The sequence below is a fragment of the Pseudoalteromonas sp. SG44-1 genome, assembly GCF_014164315.1.
Lineage (GTDB): Bacteria > Pseudomonadota > Gammaproteobacteria > Enterobacterales > Alteromonadaceae > Pseudoalteromonas > Pseudoalteromonas rhizosphaerae.
Window position 1 is genome coordinate 83,496 of sequence record NZ_JACJEW010000007.1, and the last position, 14,298, is coordinate 97,793.

General features: G+C 41.4%; 10 protein-coding genes. 2 read left to right on the forward strand and 8 right to left on the reverse strand.

The genetic code is table 11. The features are described 5' to 3' along the window. Positions 1-6: 6 nt before the first annotated feature. From H5187_RS05150 to H5187_RS05160, 3 genes are read right to left on the reverse strand one after another with little or no spacing between them, the layout of a single operon-like run. Positions 7-1,383, reverse strand: a complete 1,377-nt coding sequence (locus H5187_RS05150) for a TolC family protein (protein WP_149980117.1) — start codon at positions 1,381-1,383, stop codon at positions 7-9. After that, positions 1,376-4,531 (reverse strand): efflux RND transporter permease subunit, encoded by a 3,156-nt coding sequence (locus H5187_RS05155; protein WP_182718709.1) that lies wholly within the window; start codon positions 4,529-4,531, stop codon positions 1,376-1,378. Before H5187_RS05155 ends, H5187_RS05150 begins: the two co-directional genes overlap by 8 nt. A gap of 8 nt (positions 4,532-4,539) precedes the next feature. Continuing rightward, positions 4,540-5,706 (reverse strand): efflux RND transporter periplasmic adaptor subunit, encoded by a 1,167-nt coding sequence (locus tag H5187_RS05160; protein ID WP_149980115.1) that lies wholly within the window; start codon positions 5,704-5,706, stop codon positions 4,540-4,542. 118 nt (positions 5,707-5,824) lie between these two features. Between H5187_RS05160 and H5187_RS05165 the strand changes: the two genes are divergently transcribed. Continuing rightward, positions 5,825-6,769 (forward strand): LysR family transcriptional regulator, encoded by a 945-nt coding sequence (locus tag H5187_RS05165; protein ID WP_182718707.1) that lies wholly within the window; start codon positions 5,825-5,827, stop codon positions 6,767-6,769. Here the strand turns inward: H5187_RS05165 and H5187_RS05170 are convergent. Both H5187_RS05170 and H5187_RS05175 read right to left on the reverse strand, forming a co-directional pair. After that, positions 6,766-7,803, reverse strand: coding sequence for a GGDEF domain-containing protein (locus H5187_RS05170; protein ID WP_182718706.1), 1,038 nt, complete (start codon positions 7,801-7,803; stop codon positions 6,766-6,768). The genes H5187_RS05165 and H5187_RS05170 overlap by 4 nt on opposite strands. A gap of 129 nt (positions 7,804-7,932) precedes the next feature. After that, positions 7,933-8,799: a DUF6279 family lipoprotein gene (locus tag H5187_RS05175; protein ID WP_182718705.1), complete on the reverse strand. Its 867-nt coding sequence runs from the start codon at positions 8,797-8,799 to the stop codon at positions 7,933-7,935. A 533-nt stretch (positions 8,800-9,332) separates the two neighbouring features. Here H5187_RS05175 and H5187_RS05180 point away from each other — a divergent pair. Then, positions 9,333-10,058, forward strand: coding sequence for a tetratricopeptide repeat protein (locus H5187_RS05180; protein WP_145236141.1), 726 nt, complete (start codon positions 9,333-9,335; stop codon positions 10,056-10,058). A gap of 40 nt (positions 10,059-10,098) precedes the next feature. Here the strand turns inward: H5187_RS05180 and H5187_RS05185 are convergent, their stop codons facing one another. The 3 genes from H5187_RS05185 to H5187_RS05195 form a co-directional block, all read right to left on the reverse strand. Continuing rightward, a complete protein-coding gene (locus H5187_RS05185) occupies positions 10,099-11,529 on the reverse strand; it encodes a coniferyl aldehyde dehydrogenase (RefSeq protein ID WP_259398280.1) in 1,431 nt (476 codons plus the stop codon). Positions 11,530-11,639: 110 nt separating this feature from the next. Continuing rightward, positions 11,640-13,115, reverse strand: a complete 1,476-nt coding sequence (locus H5187_RS05190; protein ID WP_182761813.1) for a DASS family sodium-coupled anion symporter — start codon at positions 13,113-13,115, stop codon at positions 11,640-11,642. Positions 13,116-13,126: 11 nt separating this feature from the next. Beyond that, positions 13,127-14,089 (reverse strand): porin, encoded by a 963-nt coding sequence (locus tag H5187_RS05195; RefSeq protein WP_145236151.1) that lies wholly within the window; start codon positions 14,087-14,089, stop codon positions 13,127-13,129. Positions 14,090-14,298 lie beyond the last annotated feature (209 nt).

Consider the following 14,298-nt stretch of genomic DNA (forward strand, 5'->3'; position numbering starts at 1 on the left):
CTTAACTTAATTAACTAACGCATAACTCCAACGACCATTAAATACTTGGTAAGTGTCTACTTTAGCAAGTAATGATGAAATCGTTGAGTCAATTGCATTTTCCTGCGCTATTAAAACATCCTGTCGCGCATCTAACAACTCTAAGTAAGGTATTTGCCCTTCTTGGTACATCGCCTGCGCTTGTAAAAAGGCATTATTAGCAAACTCATAACGTGCTTTGGCATAGCCTAGTTGTTGAGTTTGTTTGACTAATAACTGCAGTGAAAGTTCACTCTGCGCTAATGCCTCCAACACCACTTGTTGATATTGGCTGTAAGCGGCTTCACTGAGATATTGCTGAGCATCACGTTGCGCCAATAACGCAGGGTAGCTCAATAATGACCACTGAATGCGTGGGGCAACTTGCCATTGCTGCGTAGTGTCAGAAAGCTGGTTGTTATCTAAGCTCAGTACACCTGCAAACGCCGTTAAACTGATATCAGGTAATAATGCTTTACTCGCAGCCACGCTTAATGAATTAGCTTGGCTAAATTCAAATAATGCTTGGCTAATATCAGGACGCAGTGCAATGGCATCACTTGGAGTGGCTAAACTTACAGTAAATGCATGCTCAAACAGCGCTTGCTCATCAACTAAGGTTAGATCAGCAGGTAACTGCCCTGTTAATGTCGCAAGCGTTGCTAGATCACGAAATTGCGCGTATTCAATATCTGGCAACAAAGCTTGCTGCTGCTTCAATTGTGCTAAGGTTCGATTTAAATCAAGCTCATTAGCGACCCCTTCCTCAACGCGAGCCCGCAGAACCGCAATACTTTGCTCTAATGCTTCAATTTGTAGGTTAATGATCTGCTGTTTTTGCTTATTACCTTGAAAACTGACAAACCCTTTTACCACAGAGGTAACAACTTCAATATGCAAAGCACGTAATTGTTCCGCTTGACTCATTGCCCCTGCATTCGCAGCATCAACAAGCGCAGTTATTTTACCAAATAAATCAAGTTGCCAATCAAGGTTAACATTGGCTTCCGATTGACGCGTGTTAACGTTACCAGTACTTGAGCGAGTGGCATCAACTGCCACTGCACCTTGGGGAAGATACTGTGCTTTTTGCCCACCTAAACGAGCAAGCGCGCTTTGTAACTGCAACTGACTAGTGTGCAAATCATGATTATTAGCGCGCGCACTGAGCACTAGATTATTTAACTGGGTTGAATTTAATTGCTGCCACCAGTTAAGTTCGTCTTGACCTTGTAACTGTGCAGCGATCTGTGTTTTTGCAACAAATTCTTGTAGCTGATTTTGCTGTTGCTGCTCATCAATTTTACTGGCGCAGCCACTTAATAAACCCGCCACAACAAGAGCGGTTAACTTATACTTACTCATTAATTTGCTCCTGCGTAGTCACTTTACGGGTTTTAGTTACCAAAATATAAAATACAGGGGTAAATAATAAACCAAACACGGTTACACCAATCATACCCGAGAACACTGCGTTGCCCATTGCATGGCGCATTTCTGCTCCAGCTCCCGTTGCTAATACTAAGGGAATAACACCCGCAGTAAAGGCAATTGACGTCATTAAGATAGGTCGTAAACGCATCCGACAAGCTTCTAAAATAGCGTCGAAATGACTCAACCCATGATTATTTTTATCGCGTGCAAACTCCACCATTAAAATGGCATTTTTAGAAGCCAAGGCAACCAATACAATCAATGCTATTTGCGTGAAAATATTATTATCAGCGCCAACCAACCATACACCCATTAATGCTGAGAATATTGTCATTGGTACAATAAGAATAATAGCCAGTGGTAGACGTAAGCTTTCATACTGCGCAGCCAATACCATGAACACTAATAACACCACTAATGGGAATACATAGACCATGGTATTACCCGCTAGAATTTGCTGAAAAGTAACTTCGGTCCATTCGTACTCAATACCCGTAGGTAAATTATCAGCCAAGATCAGTTCAATTGCCTGCTGTGCTTGATCTGAACTGTAACCAGGCGCTGGACTACCATTAAGCTCTGCACTTGGGTAACCATTGTAATGCATCACTCGATCAGGGCCTGTTGTAGGCGTTGTCGTTAATACCGAGCCCAATGGCACCATATTCCCTTGATTATTGCGCACTTTTAGATTCAATATTTGTTCTGGATCAAGGCGGAAATCAGCATCAGCTTGGGCATTAACTTGGTACGTACGGCCAAATAAATTAAAGTCATTAACGTACATTGAGCCCAAATACACTTGCAACGCATTAAATACTTCATTCAATGGAATACCTTGAATAAGCGCTTGCTCTCGGTCGATATCAATATCCATTTGTGGTACTTGAATTCTAAAACTTGAATAGAGCCCCATTAACGCAGGATCTTGCTGAGCTTTAGTAATCACCGTTTGCAAACTGTTAAATAGTGTTTCAAAGCCTTTATTACCGCGATCTTCAATTTGCAGTTTAAACCCACCCGTGGTGCCTAAACCTTGGATTGGCGGCGGTGGAAATACAGCCACAAATGCTTCATCAATGGCACTAAAACGCTGGTTTAACTGTGCCGCAATAGCCATCGCCGATTTACTCGGATCGCTTCGCTCACTAAAGGCTTCTAGCGGTGTAAATACAATGGCACTATTAGGGCTGTTAGTAAAACCATTTACCGACAAGCCAGGAAAGGCAACTGTGTTTGCAACACCAGGTACTTGCAGTGCAATTTCTTGCATTTGCCTAACCACATCTTGAGTACGGTCTAAACTCGCTGCATCAGGTAATTGTGCTATCGCAACTAAATACTGCTTATCTTGTGCAGGAATAAAACCACCCGGCACGGCATCAAATAGCTTAATTGTTCCGCCTAATAAAACCACGTATGCAATCACCACTACCACGCTCATGCGCATTAGTTTTTGTACCAGCTTTTGATAGCCTTTGGCGCCACGGTCAAATACTCGATTAAAGGGTGCAAATAACCAGCGACCAAATAAACGATTTAATAAACGCGTCAGCGCATCCGGTTTAGCATCATGGCTTTTAAGTAATAGTGCCGCCAACGCCGGTGATAAAGTTAATGAGTTAAATGCTGAGATAACCGTTGAAATAGTAATAGTTAACGCAAACTGTTTATAAAATTGACCTGATAAACCACTAATAAACGCGGTAGGAATAAACACTGCACACAACACTAACGCAATCGCGATTATAGGCCCTGTCACTTCAGTCATCGCCACGCGCGTTGCTTCCAGAGGTGATAAACCTTGTTCAATGTTACGTTCAACGTTTTCGACCACCACGATAGCATCATCGACCACAATACCTATGGCAAGTACTAAACCAAATAACGACAGCGTATTGATCGAGACCCCTAACCACTGCATCACCGCAAAAGTACCAATCAGTGAAACTGGCACAGCTATAAGTGGAATAATCGAAGCACGCCAGGTTTGTAAAAATAACACCACTACAATTACCACTAACGCGATAGCTTCAAGTAACGTTTTGATCACCGCATCAATCGAACCGCGAACAAATACCGTAGGGTCGTAGACAATGTCGTACTCAACACCAGCTGGAAAATCTTTCGATAAACGCGCCATGGTTTCGCGTACTTGATCTGAAAGCTCAATCGCATTAGAGCCAGGACGTTGAAATATCGGCATCGCCAGTGCTGGTTGATTATCAAGTTCAGCTCTAAGTGAGTAAGTATTTTGGCCTAAATCGACTCGAGCAACATCGCTTAGACGTGTTAATTGACCTTGTTCACCCACTTTAATGATCACTTGCTGAAACTCTTCAATACTGTTTAAGCGCCCTTTTACATTTAACAATATTTGAAATTGACTGTCTGTTGAAGCAGGTTGTGCACCTAAGCTACCCGCTGCAACTTGTTGGTTTTGCGCACGCAATGCGTTGACGACGTCCATTGCGGTTAATTCTCGTGCCGCTAATGCATCGGGGTTAAGCCACACTCGCATTGAATATTGACCACCACCAAATAATTTTACATCGCCTACGCCACTCAAACGTGCAATTTGGTCTTTCACATATAAGTCAGCGTAGTTAGATAGATACGCCGTATCATGTGTTTTTTCCGGTGAGAATAAGTGTACCACCATGGTTAGATCCGGTGATGATTTTTCAGCGACGACGCCTAAGCGCTGCACTTCTTGTGGTAGTCGCGGCAAAGCACTGTTAACCCGATTTTGTACTTGTACTTGCGCACGATCTAAATCCGTTCCCAATGAAAACGTTACCGTCAGTGTCATACGCCCATCACTGGTCGCCTGGGAAAACATATACAACATGTTTTCAGTACCATTGATCTCTTGCTCCAATGGAGTAGCCACAGTTTGTGCTATTACGGTTGGATTTGCTCCTGGGTAGTTCGCAGTTACCACAACTGTCGGCGGAACAACTTCAGGATACTCACTGACCGGCAGTTGAAACAACGAAATACCACCGGCGATTAAAATCACCAATGACAGCATGGCTGCAAATATCGGTCGTTGAATAAAAAAGTGAGAAAATTTCATTATTCGTCCTACTTCTTAGCCATAAGCGTGTGCTGCGCCGTTGGCGATAACGTAAAAGCAACACCAGTTGTGTCTAGGGTCACTGTATTAGGTGAAATCGGCATGCCAGGTCCAACACGCGCAGGACCATTAACCGCAATCACATCGCCAGCTTTTAAGCCCGAGGTAATAGCGCGAAAACTGCCATAGCGCTCACCGGTTGTAACCAGTTTATATTCGAGAATATTGCCTTCACCTACAGTGAGCACAAAGCGATTTTTCAAATCGGTGCCAATTGCTCTATCAGGCACAATAACTTGCTCTGTAACGTCATTGGCCGCTAACTTAATACGTGCAAATGAACCGGCGCGTAAGGCGGTATTTTCATCAAATCGTGCACGCACTCGCAAAGTACCTGTTGCTGCATTGATTTGATTATCAATAAAGTCGATATAACCGGTGTGTGCAAAGCCATTTTGACCCACTTTTTGCATGACTACTTGCTGATGAGCAGCGGCGGTTACTTCATCAAATGAACTATTCCAAGTACGTTCATCAACATCAAAGTAAGCATACATAGTTTGATTTGATACGATTGAAGTCAGTACACTTTGCCCTGCAAGCACATTATTACCTTTGGTAATATTTGCACGCGAGATCACACCATCAATGGGTGAACGTATATCTGTAAATTCTAAATCTAAATTAGCTGCAATTAGCTGGGCTTTTAAGGCAGCAAGTTGTGCTTCACGTTGGCGTAACGTTGAGGTACGTGATTCCGCTTGCTCTGTTGAAATCGCTTTTCGCTCGGTTAATCGCACCGCTCTTTTAGCTTCACTTTGCGCTTGCGATAAAGCGGCTTCAGCACTGACTACTTGTGCCTCTAAACTTGCTACAACCGCAGCATATGGGCGAGCGTCAAGTTTAAACAGTAAGTCACCCTGTTTAACCTCGTCGCCCTCATTAAACGCAATATGCTCAATAACTCCGGCAACACGTGGCATAAGTGATACTTCTTCCGGCGCTTCTAAACGCGTAGTGTAGGTGTGCCAGTTTTGCACTGGCTTAATGATCACCGAGGCAACATCTATTGGTTGAAGATGTGGTTGATTGCTCTGTTGAGCAGGCTCTTCTGCACAACCGGTGAGGGCAAGTGATGCCCCTAAAACTGCAATAGCTATTAAGTGTTTGTTCATGACGACGCTCCATTTAGTGTATTTTTCTATGTTACGGAACATTGTTGTGGACAAAAACCATAGATTTTTAAATTCATTAATGCCAATATGGCATCAATTAAATATTGGTGAGTAATTAATGGATACCACAAGTCGCTTATTGATGTTGTTAGAAGTCGTTGAGCGAGGCTCATTCGCTAAAGCAGCAGAAACCCGTAATATTGATCGTTCAGTGATCTCAAAACAAATAAGTCGTCTCGAAGATGATTTAGGAGTACGTTTACTGAACCGCACCACCCGCTCATTTTCACTGACAGCTGCAGGGGCCGAAATGATTAAAAAGGCCAGTGAGTTGAGGCAACTACTAGGTGAAACTGTACGTTTAGCCGAGAATTATCACCAAGAGCCACGCGGTGTATTAAAAATCACTTCATCAACTATTATCGGCAGGCGTTATCTACAACCTGTGATTAATGATTTTCAAAAACGCTTCCCGCAAGTAGAAGTTGAACTAAGACTCGATGATAAGTTAGTTGATCTGGTATCTGAAGGCTTTGATCTTGCTTTTCGGGTCGGTGAGCCAAAAGACTCATCACTGATCGCACGTAAAATTGCGCGCAATAGATTACTAATATTAGCCGCACCTGAGTTTATTCAAACGTATGGATTGCCAAGTAAAATAGAGGACTTAATTGATTTACCCGCAGCCAGTTATTCCAGCACTTCGTTGCGCGTTGAGGGTATTCGTTATGTAGATCAATATGGTCTACCGCAAGAGCAAAAAATTAAGAGTGTGTTTAGAGCCAATGATGCCGAGGTACTGCTCGATAAAACGCTTTCTGGAACAACCTATGTGCTCGCGCCAGCATTTATTATTAATGATGAAATAAAACAAGGACGTTTAGTGCCCTTATTAACAGACATCAAATTACAAGAATACAGTGCGATGTACGCGGTATATCCACACCGTGATTTACCTGTAAGAACACGGTTATTTTTTGATGCGATACGTGATCACTTAGGTAAAGAAACACCACTTTGGGAAAGTAACATTCCCGGTTTCGAGCACATGTATCAAGGTTAAGAAACCTGTTCTAGTTTTGCTGAGTATTGCTGCGAGTCAGAATAAACGTTATTTCGACCATGTTTTTTTGCATAATAAAGTTGCTCATCTGCTGCTTTAATCGCTTGTTTTAGGCTATCGCCATCACGATAAGCAGCTAAACCGATACTTGCTGTTAAACTTATTTCACGCTCACCAACATTGATAGCCGTACTTTGCAAACCGACTCTGATATTTTCAGCAATTTGATAAGACTCCTGTTGATTCGAATCAGGAATGAACAGCGCAAACTCTTCGCCACCAGTACGAAAAACTCGCCCCTTGTTAAGTGTTTCTCTTAATATAGTGGCAATTTCGACCAGAACTTGATCGCCCACATCATGACCAAATTCATCATTTACTTTTTTAAAGTAATCGAGATCTAGCACCATAATAAATAAATTAATTTTGTCTACCAGCTCAACTTCAAAGTAATGGTTCATTGCTAAACGGTTGCCGGTGTTTGTCAGCGGATCTAACAAGGCAAGGTTTTCTAATCGTTCTGCAAATTGTGCTCGACTCGCTTCAAAAGTATGTGCAATGACCCAAATGCTCAAATAGCTAAAGCTCATATTTAGGTACAGGTTAAGGTCTAAAAATGGTGCTAAAGAGGTTTTACTAGTAAACACAGCGGTTTGTATACACACCAATAATAGCGATAGATAATAGCCGCGTTTACATCCTAATAATAAATAAAATAATACGGGTAAGGTAAAGGTCCAAATGAACAAACCGCTCCTCATCGCAGCTAGGTAAGTTCCTAAGGTTACTAATAGCATAATACAAAGGCACAATAATAACGGCTGCCAAGTCTGAAATTTTCGTGTCCGAGCATAGTTAAAAGTATAAAAACAATAAATAGCAAACACCCCTTCTAAAATCCCTAATGAGTAAAAGTCATTAATAAAAAGATTAAAATAGGTAAAAACACTCGCTAAAATTCCGAAACAGAAACAAATCCATTTCAGTAAATTTTCACGTAATACTTGAGCGCTATCTAAGGCTGCGATATCCATTGATTAACTTTAATTCGAACGAAAAAAAGTCAGTCTAACGGTTAATTGAAAGAGTACAAGCTCTATTTGTTTTTGATATATTCATTTTTATAAAAAATTTTTAAAATTAAGATCTTAGTAACTAACAGCCTATTCATCATTAATTAATTGTTCTATATCTTCTAACATATCGGAGAACTCAGCATTAGCATGTTGGCGCTGTTTTGCTGTCAACGTGGCTCTTAAACTCACAAGTAAACGCGCATAGCGCTTTGAATTTTCAGCATCTAAGCGAATTAATTGGTCACTCATAAACACCTCTCGCTCAGTAATGACAGCTGATAATTGGCTAATAAACTGATCGCGGCTAAGTTGGCTATCAAAAAATACCTGTTTGAGTTTATCCAGCCGAGTTTGCTTGTAAGCTTGCCTTAATAAAAATGTTGCTTGAAATTCGCTGTTCGCTTGGGTGATCAAAGACACTTGTTGTTCACTCAGTTTACCAAGCCACTGTTTATAAGTATCTAACTGACGTTCAAGGCGATCTTGCTCACGCTGTGTTGGGGTTTGCTCATTATACTCGTCACTTTCTGTGGTTATATCCTCTGCAATGGCAGCAACAAATTCTTCTCTTTGCTCCGTGGATAAACCAATAGCAAGTTCAATAAGATCGTCTCTTACATACATAACTAACGATTGCCAATGTGTTTTAAAACCTTGAAAATACGTTAATAATGCTTGCTCTGAAGGGTCTTCATCAAGTAGCTTTTGTAATGCCAACAGATCCTGTCGATACAAAGGTAATTGCGTCTTACGATGCCAATCCCGACTTTGCTTAATTAAGTCTTTAGCTTGTTTGCTTTGCTGCTTCGATAAATCAACGTAGTCATCAATCCAAAACGCCGATAACCAGCCTATATTATTGTAGGTAAATGTAGCTGAGCACCCAGTCAGAGCTAATAGCAACACACCAACTACTGCGAACTTATAATTCAAGCACATGTTTTTTATCGACATTTTTTATTTTTCTTACGATTATTTATAGCACTACGTTAATCAACTTAGCGCATTATGTAAATGAGGGAATTAAAATAAAACCGAACAAATAGAAATAATTATCATTTAGCTATTGACGCACACTCAAATACAAGTAATAATCGATCGCATCAACACCAAGCAGCCCAACACGACAGGTTTGCGCTTCTTGTAAGAATTGAACGTACCGACCTCAGTGCCCTAGGGAAGATCGACCAGTAAGGATGCTGGGCCCCTTTAGTACAAAGTTGTTGATGAAGATGGTGACGCTTCGAGCATATTACTTACTCGACCCAAGTAATATAATTAAAAGATCACACTCACTTGCTACATTGCTCATATCGGTGACGGTTGATATGACCCAAAAAGCCCCATCAGGGGCTTTTTTTATTCCTTTAAATTTTCTGTAATATCTGTATCTTATGTCTAAGTTTTATCATTTATAGTGCGAAGCTGGGCAATTGTGGTTGTTGAGACTAAAATTAAACAGTAACACGCTAATTGGAGGTATTGTCATGTGGCAGCCGAAGTTTAAGATATTGTTGATGGTCGGTGCACTTAGCATCTGTGGTGTTGCTCATGCGGGACTTGAAGAAGGGATCCGCGCAGCCAATGAAGGTCAATTTGAAGATGCACTTAGAGAGTTTAACTACCTTGCAGAAAAAGGCTTTGCACCAGGAATTTACGAGCTAGGGCAGCTATATGAAGGTGGCCACGGCGTAACGCGCGACTATCACAAAGCTGCTGAACTTTACCAGCAAGGCGTTAAAAAGAACCACGTCGACTCAATGTTTGCATTAGCTGTACTTTATCAAGAAGGTAAAGGCGTTAAACTTGATAAACAAATGTCAGTTTCACTCTTTAAGCAAGCCGCGGCAAAAAACTTACCTGCTGCTCAGTTTAACTTGGGTGTGATGTACGCCAACGGCGATGGCGTTGCGCAAGATTATAAAGAAGCTATTAAATGGTATGAAAAAGCCGCTGGTAATAATTATACGCTAGCACAGTTTAATATGGCGCTGATGTATTTCGAAGGCCATGGAGTCGAAAAAAACATCGAAAAATCATACATCTGGAACACTGTTGCTGAGTATAATGGTAATTTAGATGCCAGTCACAGTCGCAAGCTAGATGAGCGCAAGCTGATGCCTGCGCAAATTGCAGAAGCCAAAGAAAAAGCTGATGCATTGTATGAAAAAATCCAAGCTGGGCTGTATGCGGGCGAAGATCGGATGTTTTAACTGCCAGTTAAAACGCTATTGGATTGTACTTAACGCCAATTTATGGCCGCAAGTACAACCATTTAAGTATTTTAATCAATATCTTATTTTGCGCCAGCAACAATCCCAATTTAGGATTAAAACCACCCGTTTTCAATGTATTACGTGCATGGCTAAAAGTTAAAAAGCCTTCTATACCGTGATAGTTTCCCATCCCAGAAGGACCTAAGCCACCAAATGGCGCATCATCAGCAGTCACCTGCATTAAGGTGTCATTTATTGCGAAGGTACCACTTTGTGTTTGCTGTTGAATACCTTCATTGATTTGTTTATCTTGCCCCATTATGTACAAAGCTAACGGCTGAGGACGTTGATTTATGTATGCAATCGCCTGAGGTAAAGCTTGATAACTGACAATCGCAAGAATTGGTCCAAACAGTTCTTCTTGCATCAACTTCATATTGTCATTCACATCAGTCACAATGTGCAAACCAAGACGATGCTTATGTTCGTCGCTTTGGTTTTCATCTAACGGCTTAATTATCTGTGCGCCCTGTTGCTGTGCATCTGCCAATAAATCGGTTAAACGCTGAAAATGGTGGTGATTAATAACCGAGGTTAAATTTTTCCCCTCGACACCTAAGTTATAATGTTTTTTATATAAGCTACAGAGACTTCTGACTAACTGATGCTGTAAGTTTTCCGGCACTAAAACATAATCGGGGGCAACACAAATTTGCCCTGCATTGGTCATTTTACCAAATAAAATAGCTTTAGCCGCCTTATCTATATCCGCTTGCGCGGTAATGATAACGGGCGATTTGCCACCTAACTCAAGAGTTACTGGGGTAAGGTTTTTACTCGCAGCGGCCATAACATGGCGCCCTACAGCTGTAGAGCCGGTAAAAAATAAGTGTGCGAATGGCAAACAGCTAAACTGTTGACTTAATTGCGCTTCACCTTCGATCACTGCGCAATGTTCGCTAAGCTCGCCGATAAATAGTTTTTTGATTACTTGATTGGTGTGCGGAGTAAATTCACTGACCTTTAATAATACCCGATTACCTGCGGCAATTGCGGTTATCACCGGCACGATTGATAATTGAATTGGGTAATTCCATGGAGAAATTATTCCCACCACTCCTTTGGGTTGATAGCTCACAGCAACTTTTGATGGCGCTAGGCTCAAACCCGCTTTTCGTGGTGAATTTTTTGCCCATTTAGGTAAATGCTTGATGGTGTGGCTGATCGTTTTGACCGTAGGCAGTATATCACCCAAAATCGTATCAAAAGCAGTGCGAAAGCCAAAGTCTTTCGAGCTTGCAGCTACCAATTCAGCCTCTAATGCCAACAGTTCACGTTTTAAAGATTTTAATAAACGGATCCGCTGTGATAATGCTAAATATGGCTGGGCATCAAAATGCAGCTGCATTTCATCAAATTGCGCTTTTAGCTCAGGGTTACATACAGTGCCAGTGTCAGACAAAAGCATACTCATAAACAAAATAAAGATTTAACCACTATAACTTTGTTTCTTAGCAGGGGCAATATAGAGCGCTATCAACAAACGAATAGCGCTCCGGTTGGGTAACTTTGAATTACTTAAAAATTAAATACCGATGCAGCAAGGGTCATAGTGACAAATGTGATCAGCGCAATTGCAACAATATTTAATGCAAAGCCGGCTTTGATCATATCCCGCATTTGAATTTGCCCAGAGCCAAACACAATGGCATTAGGCGGGGTCGCTACAGGCATCATAAACGCACAACTACAGGCTATAGCCGCAGGAATAACCCAGACCAATGGCGAACCTGTGACTGACTCAGCGACAGGGCCAAGTAGTGGTAAAAATCCAGCTGCGGTTGCTGTATTACTGGTGATCTCAGTTAAGAAAGTGATTAAGGTTGCAATTACTAATACACTCAATACTAATGGAATGGCGCTGACGCCTTCAATCATATGAGCTATGTATTCAGCCAAACCTGATGACTTTATTTGTGCCGCTAGGGTTAAGCCACCACCAAACAACAATAACACTCCCCAAGGAACTCCTGCCGCACTTTGCCAGTCAAGAATACGTTCATCACTGCCTTTATTAGCAGGCAAAACAAATAATAATAATGCTGCAGCAATGGCAATACCGGTATCCGATATTTTTAAACCAGAAAAATCAGCGATCAGAGGTCTAAATATCCAGCACACAGCTGCAAATAAAAACACACATAACACCCCTTTCTCAGCGCGTTGCATGGTGCCAAGACCTTTTAACTGCGAGCTAAATAGTGACTTGGTGTCGACTTTTTGAGATTTTTCATTTGTTTTATCAACTTTATAAGCAAACTTGGTCAGCCACAACCAACAGATGATCAACATAGTCAGTGACAATGGCACACCCACCATCATCCATTGCGCAAAACCAATTTCAATTTTATAACTATCTGATAAATAAGCGGCCATCAATGCATTCGGTGGCGTACCAATTAATGTTGCAATGCCGCCAATGCTGGCACCATAAGCAATAGAAAGTAACAGTGCTTTACCAAAACCATTATTATTTGGATTAGATTTTTGCACTAAATGGGTGATAGACATAGCAATAGGTAACATCATCACTGCTGTTGCAGTATTTGACATCCACATTGATAAGAATGCCGTTACTAACATCATCGCTAATATCTGCAAACTCGGTTTTGAGCCCGCGTAGAGCATAGTACGTAAAGCAATGCGCTTGTGTAAGCCCCAACGTTCCATCGCAATGGAAATTAAAAAGCCACCTAAAAACAAAAATATTAAGGGGTGCGCATACGGTGCAGCGACACTTTTTATCGCAGCAATGTCAGCCAACGGAGAAAATACCAACGGCAATAGCGCCGTAGCTGGGATAGGAACTACTTCACTCACCCACCATGATGCCATCCAAAATGCTAATCCTGAAGTACGAAGAGCAGCGGTACTCATGCCAGCAGGAGGATCGATCAAACACGTAAGTAGCATGACCGCAGGGCCCAATAACAGCAGCAACATCTGTATCATTGGATTTTTTTCAGGTTTATCGTCTAAAGTTTGTGTGCTCATATTCAACCCCTTTAAAATTTATACTTTAAGCCAAGGGCTAAGCTACTATCCGTTTGCTGTTGCAAATCTAAGTCAGTATAGAATAAGTACGCGGTAGTTTGTTTATCAAATAAATAATCCACACCTGCAGTCCACTGGCTGCCCTTAGTACTTTGGCGAATAGTTGAGTCATCACTGGCAAATTGTAGTTTTGGCTGCCATTTGTCAATGGTATAACTGGCACTCAACACATAGCCGTTTCCTGATTTAGTACCATCTACTGACTCACTGTGCTGGTAAATAGCACCTAGTTGTAAATCATTTTTTTGCCACGCGCCAACGATGCGACTGGCGTTGATATTATTGAGTGAATCAATATGGCTGATCGCCACATAATAATTTTTATTTTTTAAACCACGGTCACCATAAATTAACGTAGCGGCATAACCGGCTTCATTATTGGCACTGTCATCCTTCAAAGCATAGGTAAGTGATAGCTGAGCACCCGCATATGATTTTGAACTATACGTTATGGTATCACCAAGGCGATCTTGACCCGGTAGTAATTGAGCAATATCGGCTTGAGTTTCATTGAAGTTATCAACTTTACCTTCTGAATACTTAAAGCGTGTATCGTTTCGACCAACTACAACTTCACCAAAATTTCCCGCTAAACCTAAATATGTATTACGGGCACTAAATGGCTCATCGGTATCATCGTGCTCAAAGCCCTTTACTTGCACTTCGTATTTAAATACCGCTTTTAACGAGTCAGTGAGTACATGTTGCCCTTTCACACCAATGCGTGAAAAAGGCGCATCGATTTGCGTTCCTTTTTTAGCATAGCGCATTACACCGTTGTCAGTATTAGCAATTTGCACTTCTGCTTTACCATAAATGTCATACTCTGCGGCATGAACACTTTGTCCAAAGCAAGCTGCTGCAAAACTCGTTGCTACAAAAACAGGGGTTAGCTTTTTGTCTATTATTATCATTGTGTGCCCTTATTATTAGGATCATTTGTTGTTCCCGCTAATAAAGGCAAGTTTACTGCCAACTGCTTATAAAAAAGTAAAATTTAATATATTCAAATAGTTAAATTTAAAATTAAATTATACTTACAATAAAGTGTGCGGGATCCCACACACTATCAAAACGTCTGTGTCACCGTTTCCACCCATCAAATTAAGCTGAGCAGGTAAAT